Genomic DNA, 25745 nt, shown 5'->3' with positions numbered 1-25745 from the left:
ATTTCAACGAAGGAGACCCTAGCGATAGCGAACAGGCGCAGCAAATCTTCGCAAGTAACTCCGCAACGAAAACCCAATCTTTGTCGAGCTTCTCGCGGAGATTTCTCCTTCGTCGAAATGACAAAAATGCGCACACCAACTTTATAATTTACCTTTTATCAAAACTATATACACATTTGTCCTTAAACTTTCATAAAGATTTAGATCTAAAAAACTTACTGATTTTACATGCACCAAACATCTGATAATGAATCAAAAAACCAAATTTGATTATTATCCCAACATTACTTTTGTATTATAATTACTGCTTTTTGTAACAATTCTAGAAAAAAGCGTTAATTTAGTATCCGCTTTTTTTGAAAAATCCATGCTTTTTTAAAGAAAACATGTTTCAATTAAACCAAATGTTTATTTGAAACCAACTGCCCTAGCCCTGATGGGAGCGGCATCTCCCGATTTAGAAAAACAAGGCTTTTAACCGTAGTTTTTGTTTATCGGGAAATAGCGGACAGGAAGTCCCGATAGATATCGGGAATCTCCTCACTCCGACTATATTCAGGATGATAATTGCAGGGAAAAACATAAATAAAATAATAAATTAAAATACCTAAAATGAGATTAGAAGATTTTGATAATGATGAAGATAAAGTAATTCAGGATCGTTTAAAGCAAAAAACGTGGAATGAAATTAAAACCAATGACAGCTGGGCAATTTTTAAAATTATGTCTGAGTTTGTAAATGGTTACGAAGCAATGGGACGTATTGGTCCTTGCGTTTCTATTTTTGGATCGGCAAGAACAAAGCCAGAAGACAAGTACTATCAATTGGCAGAAAAAATCGCTTATAAAATCAGTAAAGCAGGTTACGGTGTGATTACAGGAGGTGGTCCCGGAATTATGGAAGCTGGAAATAAAGGCGCGCATTTGGGCGGAGGAACTTCGGTTGGTTTAAATATCGAACTTCCGTTTGAACAGCATTTTAACCCGTATATTGATCATGATAAAAACCTGAATTTCGATTATTTCTTTGTGAGAAAAGTAATGTTCGTAAAATATTCTCAAGGGTTTGTGGTAATGCCAGGAGGTTTTGGAACTTTAGACGAAATGTTTGAAGCCATCACTTTGATTCAGACTAAAAAAATTGGAAAATTCCCTATTATTCTAGTTGGAGTTGAATTCTGGTCTGGCCTGATTGACTGGGTTAAAACGGTATTGGTTGAAAAAATGCATACCGTAAGCCCTGAAGATTTAAATTTATTTAAAATCGTAGACACAGAAGACGAAGTTGTAGAAGCATTAGATAAATTCTACAAAAAGTACGATTTAAGTCCTAATTTCTAATTTTCCAAACCATATAAGCGATTATAAGAATTTAATCGCAACGTTCAAAGCAGTTCTTTTCAATGAACTTATATCACTTATATGGTTAAAATATACTGCAAATACGCAAAAATTGAGAGCTGTTTTTTTAAACAGCTTTTTTTATACTATTTTTACAAAAATCCGTAACTTCATTATGTCCGTACATAAGTATGTCTGATAATTTTTAAGCCATTATTTGAAAGCACTTTATAAAATTATTTGCCTCATTATAGTTTTATCATTTTCGATAGAACTAACTGCACAACATCAATCTAAGATGGAAGTGGCGGTAAATCTTGAGCTTAAGACACTGAATATAAAACAGGATATTACGTATCATAATACTACAAACGACACTCTGGTTTCGATTGTTTTGAATGATTGGAATAATGCTTTTGCAGACAAAAACACGCCTTTGGCAAGACGTTTTTCTGATGAGTTTTACAGAGGTTTTCATTTAGCCAAAGCTGTGGACAGAGGAAAAACTACCATTATAAATCTAACCGAAACCAATTTTTCGGCTCTGGAATGGGAAAGAAGCGCCGATGATCCTGATTATATCATTGTACGATTGAATCGTAAACTTCTACCGAACGAAAAAATCGATCTGCACCTTAATTATATTGTAAAAATACCAAATGATAAATTCACTCATTTTGGATTTGATCAAAATGGCGGCATGTTATTAAAAAACTGGTTTTTAAGCCCCGCTCGTTTTGAAAATGGACTTTTTGTCAAGTACAATAATTTCAATCTGGATGATATTGCCAATGCAGTGAGTGATTATGAGGTGGAAATTAAAATTCCAAATCAGTATTCTATAACTACCGATTTAAATCCAGTTTCCAAAGATTCAACCAATCAGAGCTATAATATTTATTCTTTTTCGGGCAAAAACAGAACCGATTTTAGTCTTTATATCGAAAAGCAAAACAGTTTTAGAAGCTACGATAATGGCTCTTTAGAGGTTCTGACAAATTTAAAAAACAAAAAAATAGACGAATTCCAGAAAGCCATTATTATTAATCGAGTAGTTTCTTACGCTGAAAAATTTATTGGCAAGTATCCGCATGAAAGAATTACCGTTTCTCAGGCAGATTATGACCGAAATCCTTTTTATGGTTTAAATCAGCTGCCTTCATTTATTAGTCCGTTTGAAGATGATTTTATGTTTGAGATTCAGTTTTTAAAGACTTTTTTAAATAATTATCTCAAAAACAGTCTGCGTTTAGATCCGCGAAAAGACAATTGGGTTTATGACGGAATCCAGATTTACACAATGATGAAGTATATGGAAGAACATCATCAGGATGAAAAAATGCTGGGAAGACTTTCGGACATGAAACTCTTTAAAAGCTACAACATTACCAATCTTACTTTTAACGAGCAATACAGCTATTATTATATGCTGATGGCTCGTAAAAATCTAGATCAGCCGCTTGGCGACCCGAAAAACACGCTTATAAAATTTAACGAACAGATTGCCAGCAAATACCGCGCTGGTTTAAGTTTGAGTTATTTAGACGATTATCTTAATCATGATATTGTGCCTAAAAGCGTAAAAGAGTTTTACAATCTTAACCAATTTGGGCAATCGAACCGTTATGATTTTGAAAAAATCTTAACTCAAAAAAGTCCAAAAAATATCGACTGGTTCTTTAAAACCATAATCGATTCGAGAGATATTATAGATTATAAATTTTCGAACGTTTCGAGAACTGCAGACAGCATTACATTTTCGGTAAAAAATAAAACTGGAATCTACGCTCCTATTCCGATTTACGGAATTAAAAAGAAAGAAATCGTTTTTAAAGAATGGATTGAACCTACCAAAAAAGATTCTGTTTATGCGTTCAGCCGAAAAAATGCAGACAAAATTGTCATTAATTACAATAATGAAGTTCCGGAGTACAATCAGAGAAACAACTGGAGATCTCTAAAACATGTTGCACTGAATCGTCCTATAAAATTTAATTTCGCTAAAGATTTAGAAGATCCAGATTACAATCAGATTTTATACATTCCGACATTAAATTATAACTATTATGATGGTTTCACGCCTGGAATTCGTTTTCATAATAAAACCATTTTAGACAAGCCTTTTAATTTTGATATTAATCCGGCCTACTCAATCAAGGCAGGTACAATTTCGGGTTCATCAGCTTTTTCATGGAACCAGTATTACAGAAACAGCACCTTATATAATGTTCGCTATTCTATCAGCCAGAACTATTTTCACTATGCGCCAGATGCCACTTATTTGAGATTAAATCCGATGGTGGTGTTCCGCATTCGCGAAAAAGATTTTAGAGACAATAGAAAACAAGCATTTATGTTCCGACAGGTTATGGTAAACCGTGAAGCGAGCAGTTATATTACAGATAATTCAGAACCCAACTATTCTGTTTTCAACGCACGTTATTCCAATACCAAAACAGAATTAATTGATCATTTTAATTTTATGACCGATTTGCAGTTTTCTAGCGGATTCGGAAAAGTTTCGGGAGAAGTAGAATACAGAAGATTATTCGAAAATAATAAAAAGTTAAATTTAAGGCTATTCGCTGGAAGTTTCTTGTACAACACAACAAACTCAGATTATTTTAGTTTTGGTTTAGACCGTCCAACAGATTATTTATTTGATTACAATTTGTTTGGAAGATCAGAAAGTACGGGATTTTTTAGTCAGCAATATGTAATTGCCGAAGGAGGTTTCAAGTCACAATTAGAGCCTTCTTACGCTAACCAATGGATGACAACTCTAAACGCAAGTTATGCGATATGGAACTGGGTAGAACTTTATGGAGACATTGGTTTTTTGAAAAATAAGCATCAAAATGAGTTCTTTGCTTACGATTCTGGAGTGCGTTTAAACCTTGTTCCTGACTACTTTGAACTCTATTTTCCTGTTTATTCTAATAACGGATGGGAAATATCACAACCTAAATACAATGAAAAAATACGATTTATCATCACATTTTCGCCAAAAACGTTAGTTACTCTTTTTACCCGAAAATGGTTTTAATCAAATAAAAATTAAACAAAAACTTGCGAAATTATCAATAAAATTAAATTACATATAAAAATAACACAAATAAAATACGTAGTTTTTAGATTTGAATACAAATAATTAAATTATATTTAGTTCAAAGAATTATGATTATTGATTGTTTTTAAGTAATTTCGCGACATAAACAACATGACCCTACAAGATTATGATAAAAGAAAAAACCAATACTACACTGACATTTGAAGATTTCAAAACTGAGGTATTGAATGACTATAGAATTGCGGTTACAAGCCGTGAATGTAGTCTTTTAGGTCGAAAAGAAGTATTAACAGGAAAAGCTAAATTTGGAATTTTTGGCGACGGAAAAGAAGTTCCGCAGCTGGCAATGGCAAAAGCTTTTAAAAACGGAGATTTCCGTTCTGGATACTATCGCGACCAAACTTTTATGATGGCTATCGGCGAATTGGACGCTAAACAGTTTTTTGCCGGTTTATACGGTCACACCGATTTAGCTTTTGATCCGATGTCTGCAGGAAGACAAATGGGAGGACACTTTGTAACGCATAGTTTAAACGAAGATGGTTCTTGGAAAGACTTAACAAAACAAAAAAATTCAAGTTCAGATATATCTCCAACTGCTGGTCAGATGCCAAGATTGCTTGGTTTGGCTCAAGCATCAAAAATTTACAGAAACGTTGACGGAATTACAATTAAAGACAAATTTTCTGTTAATGGAAACGAAGTAGCTTGGGGAACCATTGGTAACGCCAGTACTTCTGAAGGTTTATTTTTTGAAACCATAAACGCTGCAGGAGTTTTACAAGTTCCGATGGTAATGAGCGTTTGGGATGATGAATACGGAATCTCGGTTCACGCTAAACACCAAACGACTAAAGAAAATATCTCTGAAATTTTAAAAGGATACCAACGCGACGAAGATTCTAAAGGTTATGAAATCTTTAGAGTTAAAGGTTGGGATTATGCCGAACTGGTTTCTACTTACGAAAGAGCTGGAGCAATTGCGCGCGAAGAACATATTCCTGTTTTAATTCACGTAAACGAATTAACACAACCGCAAGGTCACTCTACTTCTGGTTCTCACGAACGTTACAAAAGTGCAGAAAGACTAGCTTGGGAAAGAGATTTTGACTGTATTCGTCAGATGCGTCTTTGGATGATTGCCATTAATATTGCTTCTCCAGAAGAATTGGCAGAACTTGATTTCGAATTAAAGAAAGAAGTTTTAGAAGCTAAAAAAGAAGCTTGGAATAACTTCATTAATCCTATTATAGACGAACAAAAGAATCTCTTAGCTTTATTGGAGCAAATTGCTGAAGCAAGCATCAATCATAAAGAAAGAATCAAAAAATTAATTTCTGAATTGGCTGCAATTAAAGCACCGCTAAAAAAGGAATTATTAGTTTATGCAAGAAAGATTCTTCGTTTTATTGAAGTGCCAAACAGTAAAGTTCTTTTATCAAATTGGATTACAAAATTCTTGAATGAAACTCAAGAAAAATTCAGCAGTAATCAGCATTCGGAATCGGCTCAAAATGTATTTTCTGTACAAAAAGTTCTTCCTAAATATGCAGAAAATGCAAAACCAGATTTGGACGGAAGAATGATTCTTCGTGATAATTTTGATGCTTTGTTTGCGAAATATCCTGAAACTTTAATTTTCGGTGAAGATGTTGGAAACATTGGAGACGTAAATCAAGGTCTTGAAGGCATGCAGGAAAAATACGGAGAACTTCGTGTTGCCGATGTCGGAATTCGTGAAGCGACTATTATTGGTCAGGGAATCGGAATGGCATTGAGAGGATTACGCCCAATTGCCGAAATTCAGTATTTAGATTATTTATTGTATGCTATTCAGATCATGAGTGACGATTTAGCTACTTTACAATATAGAACTGTTGGAAAACAAAAAGCGCCATTAATCATTAGAACCCGCGGACACCGTTTGGAAGGAATCTGGCATTCTGGTTCTCCAATGGGAATGATTATCAATGCGATTCGTGGAATACATGTTTTGGTTCCAAGAGACATGACGCAAGCTGCTGGTTTTTACAACACTTTGTTAGAATGTGACGAACCTGCTTTGGTTATCGAATGCTTGAACGGATATCGTTTAAAAGAAAAAACACCTTTAAATTTTGGTGAATTTAAAACACCAATTGGAGTTGTAGAAACATTAAGAGAAGGTACTGATATTACATTAGTTTCTTACGGATCAACTTTAAGATTGGTTATGCAAGCAGCTAATGAATTAGCAGAAAAAGGAATTGAGTGCGAAGTTATTGACGTTCAATCTTTACTTCCGTTTGATGTTAGCAAAGACATTGTAAAAAGTATTGCAAAAACAAACCGTCTTTTAGTAATCGACGAAGATGTTCCTGGAGGAGCTTCAGCATTCATTTTACAGCAGATTTTAGAAGAACAAGACGCTTATAAATATCTGGACAGCAAACCACAAACGCTTGCTGCAAAAGCCCACAGACCTGCATACGGAACAGATGGAGATTATTTCTCCAAACCTTCTGCAGAAGATATTTACGAGAAAGTGTACGATATGATGCACGAAGTAAATCCTTCTAAATATCCAGCTTTATATCAATAAAAATACGATTTAGATATTAAAAAAACGCTCCAAGATTTGGAGCGTTTTTTTGTTTTTAGCCAAAGTGTCCACACAGTTTTGTCATTTCGACGAAGGAGAAATCTCCATAAGTAGCTCGACAAAGATTGATCAGCATTGTGGAGTTTCTCGCGGAGATTTCTCCTTCGTCGAAATGACAAGATTGTAGATAATGTTATTCAAATTAATTAAATATCCTTCAACATCGCTCTCGCTCTCTCCAAATCTTCAGCCGTATCAATTCCAATTCCAACATGAGTCGTTTCAACCATTTTAATACGCTTTCCGAATTCCAAATAACGTAATTGCTCTAACTTCTCAGAAGCTTCTAAAGATTTCATTGGAAGACTATAAAAGTCTAATAAAGCTTGTTTTCTAAAAGCATAAATTCCGATGTGCTGAAAATATCGTACTCCAACATTTTTCTCTCTCGGATACGGAATTACAGAGCGTGAAAAGTATAATGCAAACTGTGACTGATCTACAACAACTTTTACATTATTTGGATTATTGATTTCGTCTTCATTTGTAATTTCACGCATTAACGAAGCCAAGTCAATTTTCTTATCAGGATCATTTTTAAAGACCGATAAAACTTGCGCCAAAGGTTCTGCTTCTGTAAAAGGTTCATCACCCTGAACATTTACTACAATATCAACATCCAGATTGGCAACTGCTTCTGCAATACGGTCACTTCCAGATTCATGTTCTTTGATGCTCTTAATGGCTTTTCCGCCATTAGACACAATTTCATCAAAAATTAAATCAGAATCAGTCACTACAAAAACATCATCAAACAGCTTTGTTGAAACAGCCGCTTCATAAGTTCTTAAAATTACTGTTTTGCCTCCAAGATCCTGCATCAGTTTTGCTGGAAAACGTGTTGAAGCATATCTAGCTGGAATTACTGCTATTATTTTCATTCTTCTATTTTACTGAGTTTAAAAAACTCAAAATTTAGTAATTTAACTTTCACTAGTTTTAAGTGTTTGCAAATATGCAAAAATTACTTTTAAATTTTCTGTATTTCTATTTCTGTAAAAGATGAAAATCATGTTCAAGAATATTAAGACAAAAAATTAAACCAAAACTGTAACACGAAGATAAGTTGCAGGAATTAATGTAGAATTGTCATTACTTTGGTTTTGGCTATTAACTAATCCTTCAAGTTTAGCATACAAATCGGAAGTTTTGCCATTTTGTTCTGCAGCTTCAAAAGCATTCATAGTTGGGCCATAGTACGTTTTTAATCGATTTAGCCATTCCGAAGGTGGAAATGTGGCTTTAAATGTAAAGGTATCTTTCTCAAAAGAAATATTTTCTTTTAGAACACCTGCATTTGTGAATCTTTCGATTACGTTATCCTCAATACCCCAAAGCATTGGACTTACAAAACCCTCAGGAGGCGGAGGCGTAAATTCAGCACTAATTTTCAAGATTTGCGCAATCAACGTTGGATCTCCTGGTATCCAATTACCCATAATAATTTTACCTCCAGGCCGTGTAACACGAACCATTTCTTTGGCAACATCAAAAGGTTTTGGAGCGAACATAGCTCCAAAAATGCTCATCGTAACATCAAAAGATTGATTTTTCAATTCATTCAAATCAGTTGCGTCACCTTCTTGAAATACAATATTATCCAATCCTTCCTTTTTTGCTCGAAGATTGCCAGCTTCAACTAAATTTCTTGCTATATCAACACCTAAAACATTGGCCCCCAATTTTGCCGAAGGTATTGCGGTAGTCCCATCGCCACAGCCGAGATCTAAAACGTTACTATTTTCTTTAATTCCAATTTTGGCAACCAATTCCGCACCACTTTCTCTCATAGATTCTGCAACGCGTGTAAAATCGCCTTTTTCCCATAATGCTTTGTTTGGATTCATCTTAATTTTATCAGTGATTATAGTGCTGATGCCGCACTCTTACTTCATTTGTAAACATCTTCTGTTATTTTTTAAATTATCACCAGTTAATCACAAAAGGCATTTAAAAAACTACTTAAAAAGAAGAAAAAAACAAAATAATCAACTGACAAACAATTACTTACACAAAAATAAACAAATTTAAACAAAACATTTTGCTGTCGCACCAAATTTATTATTTAAACAAATTATATAGATTATAAACTTATAGACCAATATTACATAAATGGAAACGATTGGAAAACTTTGACGAGTTCATTCGTTATTTTCATATAAAGACAAATATTCCATTATCAAAGAGCTTTTTAAAATATATTTTTAACATATTTCTCAAAGCATTGTATTTTAATATCTTATAAATATTTTTACTTTTATAAGAAAAAACATGAAAAGAAACTTTACTTCTCTCCTTCTCTATTTCTTTTTAATCTTTGCTTCCAACATTTTTTCTCAGAATAAACCCATCAATGCATTTACAAATCGAATTTTTGATGGAAAAGATTATCAGCCTTTGCAAGATTTAAAATGGAAATTTAAAACAGATGGTAAAATCTTTTCTTCGCCAATCGTTCAAAACGGAATCGCATATATTGGCAGTGAAGACAGTTACTTTTATGCTGTCGATGAAAAATCTGGAAACTTAAAATGGAAATTTAAAACCAACGGATCCGTTCACAGTTCTGCAAGCATTTACAACGGCATTATTTATTTTGGAAGTTTTGATGGCCATTATTATGCTGTAAATGCTAAAACAGGAAAAGAAATTTGGCGTTTTACAACCAAAGGCGAACATTGGTATAGTGAAGTTGGAATGTGGGGCATGAAACCAAGCGATTTGCTTATGGCCGATTTATGGGATTTTTATCTTTCGACACCAGTAATTTATGTAGACCATAATTCTGCATTAGCAATTTTTGGAAGCAGTGATGGGAATCTATATGCTGTTGATGCCAAAACAGGAACTTTGAAATGGAATTTCCAAACCAAAGCTGCCATACACAGCACTCCTGTTTTAGAAAAAAGTACCGTTTATTTTGGCGGATGGGACAGCATTTTTTATGCTTTGGATTGCAAAACGGGAAAAGAAAAATGGAAATTTTCTACTGAAATCAAAACGGGTTTTACAGGAATTCAGGCTTCTGCAGTAGTTTATGATGGTGTCGTTTATTTTGGTGCAAGAGATCCGTATTTCTTTGCGCTTGATGCTGAAACAGGAAAAGTAATCTGGAAATACAATGCTGAAAACTCTTGGATTTTGAGTTCGGCTGTTATTAAAGACAATACCGTTTATGTTGGAACTTCAGATACTTATGCTCTATTGGCATTGGACGCAAAAACTGGAAAAGAAAAATACCGTTTTAAAGGAAATGGATATGTTTATTCTTCGCCTGCCATTGCCGGCAATACGATTTATTTTGGAGATTTTTCGGGGAATTTCTTCAGTCTGAATTTACATTCTAAAAAAGAATTCCAAGTTACTCCAACCGAAAATAGAAACAAGTACGCTAAAACAATTTTAAACAATAATCTTTTAGATTTTACCCACGCGGCGAAGGCAACCGATTTGTCTATTTATGCAGAGAATCACAGAGTAATGAATGAATTTTATAGATTGGGACCTATTGTTTCTTCACCATTTATTATCAATAATGTTATTTTTTATGGAAGCGCAGATGGTTATTTGTATGCTTATAATTTGAGAAAGGAAAAATAATTTCCTTTCTCAAATTATAATTATCCTGATCTTACTTAATTATTCTTATCAGATTTGGATATAGATTGATGCTCATTTTTTTGCTTGTTTTAATTGCAAAAAATATTGGCAAAACTATATTCAAAATATAAAATGCTATAAAAATATATAAAAGCATAAAAGATTGACCGTAATGCATAATTTTAGAAACAGCAAAAACTGTTATTACAATAAAAGTAAAAATCGACCAAACTATTTGATAGTTGAGCAGATTTGCTCCAATTTCTTTTAGTCCGATAATTTTATCTTTTTTCGCAATCCATAAAATAAGAGGCAAAATAATATTTCCGACAGGAATTGCGAGAAATACTAATACTGAAAGATGAAAAACAATCAAATAGCTTTTGTCTTCATGCTTTCCATAATCTAAAACATCTTCAGTATTTATATCTAAAACTTCACAAATCAGATTCAAGGTTTTCCCACGTGGTTCATTTTCGTCATTTTCAATGCGCTGAATCGTTCTTAAATTTACTTTTGAAGTTTCGGCTAATTCTTCTTGAGAAAGACCTTTTTTCTTTCTTATTTCTTTTATCTTTTTTCCAATTTCGTTCATAATCAATTTTGATTTATTATTTCGACAAAACTACTTTTGAAAAGTTGATTTTGATAACGGTTTGTTTGCGACATTTTAACGACATTCTTGTCAAAATACTGATTTTCTTGATTATAAAAATTATTACGTAAAGTTGATTACATAATTTTTACCGAAGTCATACTTAAAGAACCCGCTAATAGTTTATCATTAAACAAATCCAATTCATCCGTTTTATCTTTTAAACCTAAAGTATACAACAACGGAAGATAATGTTCTGGTGTTGGAACCGCCAATTGAACCGCTTTATTTAGTTTTTCAAAATCAATTAAAGGCTGAAAATTTCCGTCTAACAAATAATTATTTACCGTTTCTCTCGCTTCAATTGCCCAATCGTAACCGTAATTGTCTTTATCAAAATTTCTGAAATCAACCATTCTAAGATTATGGACAATATTACCGCTTCCGATAATTAAAACGCCTTTATAGCGAAGTGATTGCAGTTTTTGAGCCAATTCGAAATGATATTGCCCCGATTTGGTATAATCGATACTCAGCTGAATTACGGGAACATCTGCGTTTGGATACAAATGTTTTATCACGCTCCAAGCGCCATGATCTAATCCCCAATGTTCATCTAGTTCAACCATAACGGGATCTAAGAGCTTTTGCGTTTCAACTGCCAATTCTGGACTTCCTTTTGCTGGATACTGCACATCAAAAAGCGCTTGCGGAAAACCTCCAAAATCGTGAATGGTTCTTGGCATTTCCATCGAAGTTACTTTTGTTCCCTTTGTAAACCAATGTGCCGAAACACATAAAATAGCGTTGGGTTGTGGAAGTGTTTTTGCTAAATTACGAAAACCAGTCACAAACTGATTTTCTTCAATAGCATTCATTGGGCTGCCGTGTCCTAAAAACAGAACCGGCATTTTATCTGTATTCGAAAACGTCGAGGAAATCGAATGTAAGTCGTTTAGTGTTGTCATTTTTATTTTTTTTTGCCACAGATTAAACGGATTTTCACAGATTTAAAATGGTGTGATGCTTAATTTTTGTTTCTCGCAGATTTTGCAGATTGAGCAGATTATTTGATTGCGTTTTTAAAATTAATAATCCGCTCAATCTGCAAAATCTGCGAGAGAAATTTAAACGCATTCAAAAAAATCTTTTTAATCCTTTTAATCTGTGGCTAAAATTTATTCTTCAAAACTCTCGTCTTTAAAGCCTATCAAATATAGCTTATTTTTAGCACGTGTCATAGCGGTGTAAAGCCATCTAATGTAATCAGTATCAATTCCGTTTGGTAAAAATGGCTGTTCGATAAATACAGTATTCCATTGTCCACCTTGCGATTTATGACAGGTTATTGCGTATGAAAATTTAACTTGAAGTCCGTTGAAATATTCGTTTTCTTTTACTTTCTGAAATCTTTTGTATTTGGTTGGTTCATCTTCATAATCTTTCATCACTTCTTCGTATAGACGATTTGATTCTTCATACGTTAAAGAAGGCGATTCGCTGGTTAAAGTATCTAAAATTAAAACCGTTTCAAAAGGCTTTTGTTCTGGATAATCGACCATTCTGATTTTTACTTTCGCAAACTTAAATCCGTACAATTCTTTTATTCCGAAAAGCTCCAGAACTTCAATAATATCTCCATTGGCAATAAATCCAGCTTCGTCAGTTTCTTTCAGCCAGAAATAATTATTCTTAACTACCATTAAGAAATCACCAACCGAAAGTTCGCTTTCTTTAAATAAAATACGGCTTCTAATCTGTTCATTGTACTGATTTGCTCTTTTATTAGAACGAACAATAAAAGCAGTATCTTCAATACTATAATTGCTGTAAGCCGAATTTATCGCATCTTGAATATCATAACCATCCGTCAAGCGAACAATGTCTTTAAATTTCTTTACATTAAATCGAAATTCGGTAATGAAGCTCTCTTTAAGCAATTCTCGCAATTCTGTCGCATTATATAGAATCCCAGAACTTTCTTCCTGACGCATTACTTCATCCAATTCGATATGATCAATTTCTTTACTGTAATGAAAACCCAAAGTATCAATATCCAAAGCTGGACTAACATCCAAATTTACTGGCGGAAGCTGCGCCGTATCTCCCAAAAGAATCATTTTACAGTTTTGCCCAGAATAGACATAATTAATCAAATCGTCTAAAAGTGAACCGCTGTCTAAAGTACTGTCTGAAATCATCGAAGCCTCATCGACGATAAAAATGGTGTTTTTATGTTTGTTGACTTGTTTGGTAAAAGCCACTCCTCCTCCAGAAGATTTCTTCGGGAAATATATTTTTTTATGAATTGTAAAGGCTGGATTGTTAGAATAATTGGCAATTACTTTTGCCGCGCGTCCCGTTGGCGCCAATAAAACGTACTTTTTATTGATATCGCCTAAATTATTGACAATAGTAGAAATAACGGTTGTTTTTCCCGTTCCGGCATATCCTTTCAAAACAAAAATCGTGTCGTTTTGAGGTTCAGTCAGGAAGATTGCAATTTTCTGAAAAAAAATATCCTGCTTATAGGTTGGAGGAAAAGGAAATCGTTTTTGTAAAATACCGTAAAACTGTGCAGAATTCATAAAATAAAATTGAAATACAAAGGTCGTTTTTTTTAATGGCAATGACAAAAATCAATTTCAATGACAAAATCAAGTTTAATATGAAAATTAAAAACAATCTCAAAGCTTAAATTTTAATCACATACTTAAATAACTGATAATAAACAAAATGATAACATTCTGGTAACTTTTTTGCAATATTAAATTTTGAAATTGCATGTTGATTAAGTCTTTTTCATTGATATTGAAATTGACATTGTTATTTTTTTTATTTGTAAGTTTGTGGTCGCTTAAATTCTTTCTTGATTTAAAACAGGTAACGAATTGTAAATCAACTATGTCATTACAAAATACTAACATTACTTCAAAAAATTACAGAAAACTTTCAATTCAGGTTTCCCTGACTGGATTTTCATATTGCTGTTTTGATACTTTAAACAATGTCATTACTTCTTTCAAAGAAATAAAGTTTGACACCACTAGCAAAACAAGCCGAATTGAAGATTTATTCAGCAATGCTTTTAAGGTTAATCCTGAATTAAAAGAGACTTATGACGAAGTAATGGTTATCCATAATAACACTTTTTCAACTTTTGTACCAACAGCTTTATTTGATGAGAATTATTTAGGAAGTTATCTGCAATACACCACAAAAGTATTCGAAACAGATCACTTTACTTATGATCAAATCCCTAATTATCAAATGAATTCGGTTTATATTCCTTATGTGAATATCAACAATTTCCTGATAGACAATGTAGGGTCTTTTAATTCTAAACATGCCAATACCATTTTGGTTGAAAAAATTCTGGATAATTCAAGAAACAATGACGACAAAAAAATGATTGTGAATTTTAATCCTGGTAATTTTGAAATTATCGTGGTGCAGAATCAAAAACTTTTATTGTTTAATACGTTCGAATACAATACTCCAGAAGATTTTATCTACTACATTTTATTTACGGCTGAGCAAATGAGCATGAATCCTGAAAGTTTCAAATTAGAATTATTGGGAACCATTTCAGAAAACGATCCATTTTATGCTATAGCTTATAAATACGTGCGCCATATTTCTTTTATGGATGTCTCAAACGTAAAAGAAAGAAACAGCTTTACAACCGCTCAAAATCAAAAACATTATATCTTATTTCAATCATGAGAATCATTTCAGGAAAATATAAAGGACGCAGAATTTTTCCGCCAAAAAATCTACCTGTGAGACCAACGACTGATATGAGTAAAGAAGCATTGTTTAATGTTTTGAATAATCATTTTCATTTTGACAGCTTGAAGGTTCTAGATCTTTTTTCAGGAACGGGAAATATCAGCTATGAATTTGCTTCACGCGGAAGCGCACCAATCACCTCTGTTGATGGCGATTTCGGATGCGTAAAATTCATCAAGCAAGTTTCATCAGAATATGATTTTGATATTGCTGCAACCAAAAGTGATGTTTTTAAGTTTTTAGAAAACTGCAAAACTACGTATGATATTATCTTCGCTGATCCGCCTTACGGATTGGATCAGGCGACTTTTGAGAAAATTGTTCTGACTGTTTTTGAAAGGGATTTATTGGAAGATGACGGAATGATGATTATCGAACATTCAAAATATACGAAACTGGATCATATGAGTAATTTTTCATTCCAGAAAAGTTATGGAGGTTCGTTTTTTAGTTTCTTCGAACTAAATTCGACCGATGATGACGAAGAATTACCACATGATGATTCTAAAAAAGAATCTGAAGAAGATGAAGGATAAATTAAAAAAATCCAATTTTTAAAATTCCAAATACCAAATTTTAAAATTGAAATCTCAAATTTTAAATTCCAAATTCCAATTTCTGTACGAGATTGGAATTTGGAATTTTTATTTTTGGATTTTTCATTTTCTGGGTTGGAATTTGGAATTTAAAAAATTGGAATTTAATTATTATCTGATTCTATTTTCACTTTCATTGACGCTTTTCCCTTTAAATTCAGAATCTTTAATCTTCCCGAAAGAATAACGAAGCGTTAGAGAAACTTCGTTTGCATCAACCCAGTATTTAAACTTCGCGTTTACATTATTAATACTAAAAGCATCTGTATAACTCGTAGCCTTAAAAATATCATTATAATTTAAAGTACAGCTCCAGTTTTTGCCGAATGTTTTAGCCAGTGAGATATCGACTATAAAATTGGCTTTTCGTTCAAAAATTCCATCATTTTGTTTGGTCATTCCCCAAAAAGAAAAAACAAAACTGAACTCTTTCGGCAGTTTAAAAGTGTTGTTGGAATAATAATATAAATAAGGTTTTGATGGATGCAATAAAGCTGCGTCATCTTCTGTCTTACTTTTTGTAAAAACCAAAGAATTTGTGACTGTCCAGAATTTATAAGTAAATGGAAGCGTCAAATCTATTGTAAAACCCGTTTCCCGCTTAAAATTAATATCGGTAATCATCAGCACATTGGTTTCTTCATTAAAAACAAAAGTCGGATTAACGACATCTTTGGTTTGATAATACCCAAATTTTAAAGTTTTGTCCAAATATTGAAAAGAACTCGAAATTTCGTCTACAAATGCTGGCCCTAAATTGATACTGCTTCCGTACAAAAAATACGGATTTATATAGGTCGCAATTTGGCTTAAAGAAGAATATTTTGGTCTTACAATACTTTTTGAATAATTTACATTGATGCTTTTTGTACTATCAATAGTAAATGTTAAATCGGCTTTAGGAAACAAATTGGTGTAGTTCTTATCAATAGAAGGCGAAACTTGCGTTCTAAACTTTGCATATACATTGGTATTTTCGGCTCTTAGTCCGAATGAAAAATCTACTTTTTTAAGCTTTCCTGAAAACTGAACATACGCAGCTAAATTTTCTTCTTTAAAATCATAATCAGATACTTCATTAGTATTTTTCTCAAAATCAAAAATGTCTGCATTTGTTACTGATTTTGCATTCAAATACAATCCTCCGTATTCCAGATTCATTTCATTATTAAACTTTTTCTCCAAATCAATCCTTCCAGAAAAAACGTCGACATTAAATTTCTGATCTCGGTTTTGCGACAATTCAAAATTGGTTTCGTTATAATTGTTCGCTACTAAACTTTCCAAATGCTGATTAAAATTCGAATACTGAAAACCAGCAAAAAGCTGCGTGTCAATCGATTTTATTTTTTTAGAATAATTTACAAATGCGTTTACAAAATCTTTTTTACTCGAATTATCACTCAGCGTAAAAACATTATTGATCTGATCCTGATTTTGATTGAAAGTAAAAGTGTTGATATCGAAAGTATCATTCTGAAGCTTTCCATTTACATTTATAGAGAAATAATCCTCCTCTTTTATTTTGTAAAACATCCCGCCTCCAAAAACATATTGATTGCGATGTGTATTTGCCATTACATCATAATCGGAAATAATTGAGGCTTTTGGAATTTCATATTCTAAAGTGTGTCGTTCCCAAGGATTTAGTTTATTGTAGTTAAAATTAGCTTTCCATTCTAATTTGCCTTTTTTAAAACTAGAATTGAAACCTAAATAATTATTATAATGCTTTTTGAAAGATGCCACTTCAGAAATATCAGTTTTAAAACTGTCTTTTTTGCTTAGTTTTCGGGTGATCAAAATAACAGCTCGGCCTTCGGCTTCATATTTAGAAGACGGATTTTTTATAATTTCTATTGTTTTAATATCGGCGACAGATAAAGCATTTAAATCGCTTATGGTTCCTTTTTGACCGTCTATATAAATTAACGGATTTCCTTTTCCGATAATCGAAATACTTTCACGATCAGTACTTACTTGAACCGATGGTAATTTTGAAAGCAAATCGACTGGGTTTGGAATTGTGCTGTAAGCTGAATTGGCAACATCGACTTTTATATTTCCGTTTGAATTTGTAAATGTCTTTTTCTCTTTATTGATTACTATTTCATCCAATTGATTTGTAAGCGAATCTTTTTGTGTTACATTCTGTGCATTAGCAATATAGGAAAGACCAAAAAGTAAAAGTGTAATAAGAAGTTTTAAGGGCAGATAAATATTCATTTTAAATTGATTAGTGTTGTTGCAAAAATGCTTTGAAAACCTAATTCCGAAAGTTAATCGTAGGTTAATGCAGGGTTAATCTGCCATTTGTATGGTAAAAGCTGTATTTTTGAAACAGAATTCCAAAGAGATATGAAACAAAGAATCAATTTATTAATCGCATTTTCTGTCATCGCATTAATTGTGCTTATGACGGTGCAATGTTATTTAGTAAAAACAGCCTACGAATACAAAGTGGCGCAGTTTCATACACAGATTAAAAATGAAATTGCTCAGATTTCTAATAACTATAGCGATATTGATTCGGCTTTTGTAACAAAAAAAGAAGCGCTTTACAAAAGTCTTTCTGAAAAATACATAAAAGGAAAAAACACCAAATTGGATATCAAAATTGGTGTTTTACAAAACGAATATCAGAGTGCCGTAACACAAGAAATTCAGCGAAAATTTGAAAGGGATTTGCCTAATTTCAAGATTGATTTTGCAATTGTACTCAATAAATTCATTCTGTATCAAAGTGCAAAAAAAGCCGATACGATTTTCTCAGAAAAGCCTTTTATTCAAAACAAACTATACGGAAATCTTGCTTCTTTAAATCACGCTTTTTTAGTGAGAAATTATGTTGGAACAACCAACGGAACTTTTGAAAATCAGGAATATCAATTGCTGACAGAAGATTCAATGTACGTTTCTGTAATAGATTGGGAAATGATTATTTTGAGACGAATGACTTTTATTCTCATTCTATCTCTATTATCCATTCTGACTTTAATTACGCTTTTTGTCATTGCCTTAAAAGCTTTGATTAAACAGAAAAAAGTCAGCGACGTTAAAACTGATTTTATCAATAATATCACACACGAACTTAAAACGCCTTTGGCAACTTTAGGAATTTCGACAAAGATTTTAGCGCAGAAGAATATTCGTGACAACGACGAAAATTTCAATGCCATTGTGAGTACAATTTCACGCCAAAACAATCGCCTTCAGAATTTGATTGATCAGGTTATGGCGAATTCTTTGGCTGAAAATGAACTTGAATTGCAGAAAGAAAAAATAGAAGCCGAAGATTTCCTGCTTTCTATCGCAAATGATTTTAAGATTGCTTTCCCTAAAATTATTTTGAAAACCGATTTTCAGACTGAAAAAACAATTTTGGTTTTGGATAAATTCCATTTGACAACCGCTTTTTTAAATGTTTTGGAAAATGCTGTAAAATACGGTTCGAGCACGATTACTGTAAAAACCAGAATTGTAGAAAAGCAATTTTCTATAAGTTTTGAAGACGACGGAATTGGAATTGCCAAAAACAAACAAGCCTTCCTTTTTGAGAAATTTTATCGTGTCGAACAAGGAAATCTGCACAATACTAAAGGCTTAGGTTTAGGATTGTATTATGTGGATCAAATCGTAAAAGCGCATCAAGGTTCTGTAAACGTTATTAGCGATTTAGGAAAAGGCGCTCAGTTTACTATTTTATTAAAAGTTTAATTCCCTTATTTTGAAAAGATTACTTTTAGCCGAAGACGATTTTGATTTTGCGGCGATTTTAAAACAGTATTTAGAACTGCATCAATTTGAAGTAATTTGGGCAGAAAACGGCGAAATAGCTTTAGACTATTTTAAAAATCAGGTTTTTGATATTTGCATTTTTGATGTCATGATGCCTAAAATGGACGGATTCTCATTGGCCGAAAAAATAATCACCATCAATCCTGAAATTCCTTTTATTTTTCTAACGGCGAGAAAGCTCAAAGAAGACAAAATCATCGGTCTAAAACTTGGTGCAGACGACTATATCGCAAAACCTTTTGAAGTTGATGAGTTGGTTCTTCGTTTGCAGAATATCCTAAAAAGAATCGAGCAAAAAAGAAGTCTGGACGGAAACAATAAAATTGAAATCGGCTCGTATATTTTTGATAACGAACGCTTAACGCTAAACAATAAAAATCACGTCCAGCAACTTACAGAAATGGAAGCTTCTCTTATCGAATATTTATATTTGAATCATAATCAACTCTTAAAAAGAGATCAAATTTTAATGTCGATCTGGAAAAAAGATGATTATTTCTCAGGAAGAAGCATGGATGTTTTTATCAGCAGGCTTAGAAAGTACTTCAATTCAGATCCTAAAATTAAAATTGAAAGTGTTCGAAATATCGGATTGGAATTTAAAATAGAAAAATAAGTTCTGAAAATCATATAATTTTTCATAAGCAATTGTATAACAGCAATTAACTTATGGAAATTTAACTTTGTTAGAGAACTTTTAAATCTAACAATTATGAACCTAAAAAGATTTTTCGGCGGATTGCTAACAATCCTCGGAATAGTAGGACTTATTTATACTGCCGTTATTTTTGCCGGCACATCTGGAGAAACCAGAGATATCAAATCGCTTATTATTTACGGAATATTAGGAATTGTCTTTTTCATGTCGGGCATTAGTCTGGTGCGAACAACTAAAGACGAATCGTAGTTTTTTTTGGCACGAAGGCGCTAAGGCACGAAGATTTTGTTTTTCTTTTGAGTGTAAAATTGCTCGCAAAGTCGCGGAGTCGCAAAGTTTTTTTTGAGTTGACTCCGGCTAAAGCTGGACGCTATTCAAATTAAGTTTTATAAATAAACTTTGCGACTCCGCGACTTTGCGAGATTAAAAAACTTTGCGCCCTAGCGCCTTTGTGGCAAAATCATTCCGAGACAGGATCAAGATTCAGCTCTGTAAAATCTCTTTCGGTTTTAGAAATGATTATCGTTGCTACTGTGTTTCCTATTAAATTGGTAATTGCTCTGGCTTCGCTCATAAATTTATCTACGCCCAATAAAAATGCTAAACCTTCAACTGGAATTTTATGCAATGCGGTTAAGGTTGATGCTAAAACAATAAACCCGCTTCCGGTTACTCCTGCTGCACCTTTCGAAGTAATCATCAGAATTCCGATAACGGTTAGGATTTCGAAGAAACTCAAATGAACATCATACAATTGCGCAATAAAAAGCACCGACATCGAAAGATAAATTGACGTCCCATCCAGATTAAAAGAATAACCGGTCGGAATCACCAATCCCACAACCGATTTACTGCAGCCCATTCTCTCCAGTTTTACCATAATGCTTGGCAGAGCAGCCTCAGAAGACGAAGTTCCGAGAACAAGTAAAAGTTCTTCTTTGATGTATTTTAAAATGGAAAGAATACTGATTTTATAATATCTCAATATGCTTCCCAAAACCAAAAAGACAAACAATGCCATAGTTAGATAAACGCAAAGCATCAATTTTCCTAGCGGAATCAAAGTTGCCAAACCAAATTTCCCGATTGTGTAAGCCATTCCTCCAAAAGCACCAATTGGAGCAAGATACATTACATATTTTAACCCGAAGAAAACCACTTTTGAAAATCGCTCCAAAACTAAAATCGTCTGTTCCCTTTTCTGGTAAAAATTCAAGGCGATTCCGCATATAATAGCCGCTAACAAAACCTGCAATGTAAAATTGGACAAGAAAAACTGCAACCACGAAAAATCCTTTGCTGCTCCATTTGTATATTGGCTTGCGTCGCCAAAAGTCAGTCCCGATTTATCAATTTTTCCAGGTTTAAATAAATAAGCGACTGCTACACCAATTGCAAGAGCAACGGTCGAAACCACTTCAAAATAGGTTAAAGCTTTAACGCCAATACGACCCACTTTTTTTAGATTCCCCATTCCCGAAATTCCCAAAACAATCGTTAGAAAGATAATTGGACCTATAAAAAGCGAAATCAACTGAATAAACTTCTTGCCTAGAAATTCCATTTTCACACCATTTTCGCGAGAAAAATGTCCAAGCAAAACACCCAAAATAATAGCAATTAAAACCCAAAAAGTAAGATTGGTTGCAACAGTTCTAAAAAGACTTTTTTTAGATTTTGAAGATGGATTTGGAGCAGTAATATTCATGAAAGTAAGTTAGATAGTTCACAAATATATAAAAAATGCAGACCTATAAGCCGGATTCTGTTCTCGTCTTATTTTGCAACAAGACAATACCTTATCATTTATCTAGATCCACCATTACTGATGGACTCAATCTACCTACCCTTCGGCAACGAACGAGAAGCCCTTAAATGCCGATATACTTGGTATTTCACCGCATAGAGTTTACCTGGTTTCACTACAGCATTACCTGTACATACTTTCTGCTGCACTTGTCCTAACTCCGATAAATCGGAGCCGACGGGCGTTACCCGCTATGCCTCTCTATGGTGTCCGGACTTTCCTCCCCTCCGATAAAATCGGAGCGACGATAAGGCGGTCTGCGCTGCAAAAGTAGCGATTTAAGAACTAACAATAATGATTTTAAATTTCAGATTTTATGAATTTTATCATAACTTTTTAATTTTAAAATAGTTATCTTTAGAAATATATAATTTTAAATTCAGTTTATCATGAAAAGAATGTATCATTACGCAACTGTTTCAAAAGCTTTAGATCAATTGAATGAGAAAGGATTTACGTGCGATTTTAATCGAAATGCAGACGCGATTAAAAAAAATCCTGAGAAATTTGAAATTGTTCATGTGTATCGATACGAGGGTGAGTCAGACCCAGCAGATGAGGCAGTTGTATACGGAATTAAGTCGACTTCGGGCAAAAAAGGAGTTTATGTTGCTGGTTTCTCAGCCGATTCAGACCAGGAAACAGCAAAGTTTTTATTTGATTTAAGCATTAGAGGAAGGTAATTTTAAAAATCCAATCCAGAGCTTGAAAATAAAAAAATCCAAATTCCAATTGTATTAATACACATCTGGAATTTGGATTTTTTTTATTGGAATTTGCCAATTTTAGGGTGTTGGAATTTTCAATTTCCAACCTGGCTGAATTAAATCGGGATTTGAAATGATGTCTTTATTGGCTTCAAAAATATCTTGCCAGGAAACTCCATACGCTTTTCCAATCTTCGAAAGAGAATCTCCTATTTCGACTGTATATTCTCTAGAAACACCTTCCTCAACTTCGATATTCATCACCACATCAGCCGATCTATATTCTGGATCTAGTTTTTCATAAGCATTCCAAAGCTTATTTTTATCTGCAGCAGATTTTGCTGTCCCATCAATATAAAGCACATTATCTTGTTCTCTTACCTGTAAATTTTCGATTCCTAATTCAGATGCTAAATCGATTACTTCTCTGTATTTATCCTGTATACTCATGACATCCTTATTTAATAGTTAATTTATTGTCTACTTTTTTCGGATGCAATTCTTGTATACTTTGCATTAAAGGCTGTAATTTGTCTTTTTTAATTTCACCCGAAAGCGTGACAACACCGCCAACAACAGTAGCGCTAACGCCGTCGTAAGCATCTACAACTTTGCTAACCGATTTATCTAAATCGGCATCAGAATTAATAACAACAGTAGCCGCAGCTGGCTCTTGATTGGCTCTTGCTAATTCGCAGGTATTTATTACAGATTTTACCCCTTTGGTTGCTCTTACGCTTTTTTCAATATTTTTCTTGAAAATTTCGTCTTCGCAAGTTCCCGCTATTGTTGCAACCCCATCATGTACAGCAACTTGTATCGTTGCAACGTCACCGAGTTTTTCTCTAATTGCTGCTTCAATATCAGCATCGCTAGGTTTGCATGATATCAAAGCAATACTAAGGCTCATTCCTAATAAAATGGATCTCATTTTCATAATACTCTCTTTTAATAATTTACTTTTTAAAATTAAAACTATTAACTATCAAAAGGTTATATGATATTGGGGTGAGTTTTATAAGTTTTTCAGTTAATTGAATTTTGCTGTTTTCTTAAAAGAGGTGCATAAAAAAACCTCAAATTTTTCAATTTAAGGTTTAAATAAATTCGATCTATAAAACTTTAATTAGGCGAATAATCAAGTTTTGTCAAAACCCGATCTTCGATATTGCCTACAACATCGCCATATTTTTCGGTATATAGTTTTTTGATATCAATCCATTCCTGGTCTTTTCTAAAATCTTCCCAAGCTTTTTTCATCGTTGTTTCATCTGGCCATTCCAAAAAATATACAAATTCAGTTTTCTTATCTGATTTTGATTCGTAAATAGAAATAATCTTAAAGTTATATTTCTTCATAATACGCATGGCATGATCGCGAAAGCGTTCGTGAAATTCTTTTTTATTGCTTTCGAAAATCTCATAGATTCGCAATTGATAAATTGGACTCGTTCGAGTTTTTTGTGCTTTTACAGTAAATGCTGCAAGCAAAACTACTAGTAGAAAATACTTCTTCATAACTTAAAAATTTATCAGCTCCCTATTTTACCGTATCGCTGCTGTTCAGAAAAGTAGATAATAATTGTTTTTCCATTCTTTTTATAAGGATAAAACAATTCATAATTTCCTTTACTCGAACTATATCTTAATTCCTCATTGTTTTTATCAAAAACCTCATTCAAATAAGCTCTTTCTTCTTTAGTTGTCTTATAAATATAATTCGCTTTATGGGGCTGTATGCTATCATTTGTATCCAAACTTTCATTGTAATATGCATTAAAACCAAGAAAAACAGGCGAATCTTTAATAGAATCTTTTACAATTAAAGTCACACTCGGAAAGTTTTTATCTGTTGAAGACAAGACTCTTAAAATTCCAGTTGTCTCCTTAATGTATGATTTAGAAAATGTATAATTCAGAAGTTTGTCACTATTTGCTTTGTTAGATTCTAAAATAGATTTTGCAGAGCTAATGAGCATTTTTTCTTTTTTGGCAGAAGTCAAATAATCACCGCCAAAAAGTATAATTAAAATTAATGGGAAAATTAAAAGCAAGACAGCAAACTTGCGTCGGTTTGATTTGGTGTTTACTTCATCTTCATTTTTTCTTTCGGCAATTCTTGTCAAATTAAACATGAGATTTACTATTAGAGATCCAGCCATAAGAGCAAGAATTCCGAGAATGCTCAAATAAAAGCTTTCGGTCATATTTTCTCTGAAAACCTTTAGTCCGAAAACCTGAATTACAATAAATGTAAAGACCCAATACACTAATAAAAGTATAGAGGTAATACCAATAATATTACTTAGTTTGACTATTTGTTTTGCGTTCATAAATTATAAAAAATTATGTTTATTTTTAAATAAAACTATTTTAGTTTGGGATTAAAAATAGTACTTTTTTTATTACAAAAATTTATTATTATTGTATTTAAAATCTAACCTATGAAGTTTAGTCCTATTCTCTTTTTTTTATTTATTTGCTTGCCTAATTATTCTTTTTCTTGTGAATGCATGCCTATTGACAGAGAAAATATGATCGAAAAAGGGTTAAAACAATCTGAAATTGTATTCTACGGAGAAGTCATAAAAGTGGATTCAATAAAAAGAACTTTTACTTTTAGAATTATAGAATTATTCAAAGGAAAATACAATTCTCAATATATTAAAGGGAAAGAATTTACTAGCTGTTCTATTTTGCCAATCCAAAAACAACTTTGGATTATTTATGCCGATTTTAAAAAAGGTAAAATTATTATTGACATAAGCGGTTGTTCACCAAGTATGGGATTCAAACCATATCAAAATTACTCCTTCCCTCCACCGCCTCCAAAAGATCATCTATTAATTTCAAAAGATGAAAAAGTAAATTTATTATCAAATTACGTCTGGGAACTAAAATACGAAAATCAAAATATACAAGATTGGATTTATCATCTAGAAAAACTTAGAGCATATAAAACTTTTGAAAATCAAAATTTAGAAAAAGAAAAGCAATCAAAAATAGAATCCTACAGTCAATATATTATCATTTCTTTGATTGTCAACATCGTATTATTTCTTATTTTACTCTTTGTTATTTTAAAGAAAAAGAATTTCTCTAAATAACTAAAATCGGTTTTAAACAACGAAACAAAAGTC

General features: G+C 32.8%; 22 protein-coding genes and 1 other RNA gene. 11 read left to right on the top strand and 12 right to left on the bottom strand.

Translation table 11 applies throughout. The features are described 5' to 3' along the window. The first annotated feature begins 612 nt into the window (after positions 1 to 612). The 3 genes from GR162_RS20965 (at position 613) to GR162_RS20955 (ending at position 6992) form a co-directional block, all read left to right on the top strand. Positions 613 to 1341, top strand: coding sequence for a TIGR00730 family Rossman fold protein (locus GR162_RS20965; RefSeq protein WP_066034126.1), 729 nt, complete (start codon positions 613 to 615; stop codon positions 1339 to 1341). Between the two features lie 298 nt (positions 1342 to 1639). Then, the gene (locus GR162_RS20960) at positions 1640 to 4387 is read left to right on the top strand and encodes a M1 family metallopeptidase (protein WP_160783715.1); all 2748 of its coding nucleotides are present in this window, start codon (positions 1640 to 1642) and stop codon (positions 4385 to 4387) included. Between the two features lie 190 nt (positions 4388 to 4577). Then, the gene (locus GR162_RS20955; protein ID WP_160783714.1) at positions 4578 to 6992 is read left to right on the top strand and encodes a thiamine pyrophosphate-dependent enzyme; all 2415 of its coding nucleotides are present in this window, start codon (positions 4578 to 4580) and stop codon (positions 6990 to 6992) included. A gap of 206 nt (positions 6993 to 7198) precedes the next feature. Here the strand turns inward: GR162_RS20955 and kdsB are convergent, their stop codons facing one another. Both kdsB and GR162_RS20945 read right to left on the bottom strand, forming a co-directional pair. Beyond that, entirely contained in the window at positions 7199 to 7933 is a 735-nt protein-coding gene (gene kdsB / locus GR162_RS20950) for a 3-deoxy-manno-octulosonate cytidylyltransferase (RefSeq protein ID WP_160783713.1), read from the bottom strand. Between the two features lie 156 nt (positions 7934 to 8089). Next, positions 8090 to 8899 carry a class I SAM-dependent methyltransferase gene (locus GR162_RS20945; protein WP_160783712.1) on the bottom strand — a complete coding sequence of 270 codons (810 nt, stop codon included), beginning with the start codon at positions 8897 to 8899 and terminating at the stop codon, positions 8090 to 8092. 424 nt (positions 8900 to 9323) lie between these two features. Between GR162_RS20945 and GR162_RS20940 the strand changes: the two genes are divergently transcribed. Then, on the top strand, positions 9324 to 10652 hold the full coding sequence (locus GR162_RS20940) for a PQQ-binding-like beta-propeller repeat protein (protein ID WP_160783711.1): 1329 nt from the start codon (positions 9324 to 9326) through the stop codon (positions 10650 to 10652). 31 nt (positions 10653 to 10683) lie between these two features. On the opposite strand, the gene GR162_RS20935 is transcribed toward GR162_RS20940, so the two are convergent. From GR162_RS20935 to GR162_RS20925, 3 genes are all read right to left on the bottom strand, one after another. Further along, complete coding sequence (locus tag GR162_RS20935) at positions 10684 to 11247, bottom strand: helix-turn-helix domain-containing protein (protein ID WP_091136429.1); 564 nt, start codon at positions 11245 to 11247, stop codon at positions 10684 to 10686. A 137-nt stretch (positions 11248 to 11384) separates the two neighbouring features. Continuing rightward, on the bottom strand, positions 11385 to 12215 hold the full coding sequence (ygiD, locus tag GR162_RS20930; RefSeq protein WP_160783710.1) for a 4,5-DOPA dioxygenase extradiol: 831 nt from the start codon (positions 12213 to 12215) through the stop codon (positions 11385 to 11387). A 210-nt stretch (positions 12216 to 12425) separates the two neighbouring features. Beyond that, positions 12426 to 13835 carry an ATP-dependent RecD-like DNA helicase gene (locus tag GR162_RS20925; RefSeq protein ID WP_111363567.1) on the bottom strand — a complete coding sequence of 470 codons (1410 nt, stop codon included), beginning with the start codon at positions 13833 to 13835 and terminating at the stop codon, positions 12426 to 12428. A 316-nt stretch (positions 13836 to 14151) separates the two neighbouring features. On the opposite strand from GR162_RS20925, the gene GR162_RS20920 reads away from it, so the two are divergent. Further along, positions 14152 to 14973 (top strand): DUF3822 family protein, encoded by an 822-nt coding sequence (locus GR162_RS20920; protein ID WP_160783709.1) that lies wholly within the window; start codon positions 14152 to 14154, stop codon positions 14971 to 14973. Continuing rightward, complete coding sequence (locus GR162_RS20915; RefSeq protein ID WP_160783708.1) at positions 14970 to 15575, top strand: RsmD family RNA methyltransferase; 606 nt, start codon at positions 14970 to 14972, stop codon at positions 15573 to 15575. Before GR162_RS20920 ends, GR162_RS20915 begins: the two co-directional genes overlap by 4 nt. Before the next feature lie 171 nt (positions 15576 to 15746). Here the strand turns inward: GR162_RS20915 and GR162_RS20910 are convergent, their stop codons facing one another. Next, entirely contained in the window at positions 15747 to 17861 is a 2115-nt protein-coding gene (locus tag GR162_RS20910) for a TonB-dependent receptor domain-containing protein (RefSeq protein WP_160783707.1), read from the bottom strand. Positions 17862 to 17993: 132 nt separating this feature from the next. On the opposite strand from GR162_RS20910, the gene GR162_RS20905 reads away from it, so the two are divergent. Genes GR162_RS20905 through GR162_RS20895 form a run of 3 tightly spaced genes read left to right on the top strand, consistent with a single transcriptional unit; the run spans position 17994 to position 20340 of the window. Continuing rightward, positions 17994 to 19352 carry a sensor histidine kinase KdpD gene (locus GR162_RS20905; protein ID WP_160783706.1) on the top strand — a complete coding sequence of 453 codons (1359 nt, stop codon included), beginning with the start codon at positions 17994 to 17996 and terminating at the stop codon, positions 19350 to 19352. 10 nt (positions 19353 to 19362) lie between these two features. Then, entirely contained in the window at positions 19363 to 20049 is a 687-nt protein-coding gene (locus tag GR162_RS20900; RefSeq protein ID WP_160783705.1) for a response regulator transcription factor, read from the top strand. A gap of 24 nt (positions 20050 to 20073) precedes the next feature. Beyond that, positions 20074 to 20340, top strand: coding sequence for a hypothetical protein (locus GR162_RS20895; RefSeq protein WP_369013893.1), 267 nt, complete (start codon positions 20074 to 20076; stop codon positions 20338 to 20340). A 211-nt stretch (positions 20341 to 20551) separates the two neighbouring features. Here GR162_RS20895 and GR162_RS20890 read toward each other — a convergent pair whose 3' ends face one another. Next, positions 20552 to 21799 (bottom strand): cation:dicarboxylate symporter family transporter, encoded by a 1248-nt coding sequence (locus GR162_RS20890; RefSeq protein WP_160783704.1) that lies wholly within the window; start codon positions 21797 to 21799, stop codon positions 20552 to 20554. A 30-nt stretch (positions 21800 to 21829) separates the two neighbouring features. After that, an RNA gene (gene rnpB / locus GR162_RS20885) (RNase P RNA component class A) lies at positions 21830 to 22162 on the bottom strand. 125 nt (positions 22163 to 22287) lie between these two features. Between rnpB and GR162_RS20880 the strand changes: the two genes are divergently transcribed. Further along, positions 22288 to 22581, top strand: a complete 294-nt coding sequence (locus GR162_RS20880; protein WP_008467915.1) for a hypothetical protein — start codon at positions 22288 to 22290, stop codon at positions 22579 to 22581. Between the two features lie 102 nt (positions 22582 to 22683). Here GR162_RS20880 and GR162_RS20875 read toward each other — a convergent pair whose 3' ends face one another. The 4 genes from GR162_RS20875 to GR162_RS20860 all read right to left on the bottom strand — a co-directional run bounded on the left by GR162_RS20875 (position 22684) and on the right by GR162_RS20860 (position 24938). Further along, positions 22684 to 23055, bottom strand: a complete 372-nt coding sequence (locus GR162_RS20875) for a LysM peptidoglycan-binding domain-containing protein (protein ID WP_066034114.1) — start codon at positions 23053 to 23055, stop codon at positions 22684 to 22686. 7 nt (positions 23056 to 23062) lie between these two features. Continuing rightward, positions 23063 to 23542 (bottom strand): BON domain-containing protein, encoded by a 480-nt coding sequence (locus GR162_RS20870; RefSeq protein WP_160783703.1) that lies wholly within the window; start codon positions 23540 to 23542, stop codon positions 23063 to 23065. A 185-nt stretch (positions 23543 to 23727) separates the two neighbouring features. Further along, the gene (locus GR162_RS20865) at positions 23728 to 24123 is read right to left on the bottom strand and encodes an NIPSNAP family protein (RefSeq protein WP_160783702.1); all 396 of its coding nucleotides are present in this window, start codon (positions 24121 to 24123) and stop codon (positions 23728 to 23730) included. 14 nt (positions 24124 to 24137) lie between these two features. Next, positions 24138 to 24938 (bottom strand): peptidase, encoded by an 801-nt coding sequence (locus GR162_RS20860; RefSeq protein ID WP_160783701.1) that lies wholly within the window; start codon positions 24936 to 24938, stop codon positions 24138 to 24140. Between the two features lie 111 nt (positions 24939 to 25049). Between GR162_RS20860 and GR162_RS20855 the strand changes: the two genes are divergently transcribed. Next, entirely contained in the window at positions 25050 to 25712 is a 663-nt protein-coding gene (locus GR162_RS20855; RefSeq protein WP_160783700.1) for a hypothetical protein, read from the top strand. Positions 25713 to 25745 lie beyond the last annotated feature (33 nt).

The organism is Flavobacterium sp. HBTb2-11-1, from assembly GCF_009826975.1.
GTDB lineage: Bacteria > Bacteroidota > Bacteroidia > Flavobacteriales > Flavobacteriaceae > Flavobacterium.
Note: the sequence above shows the minus strand (reverse complement) of the source record. Positions and strands in the feature narration are given on the sequence as shown.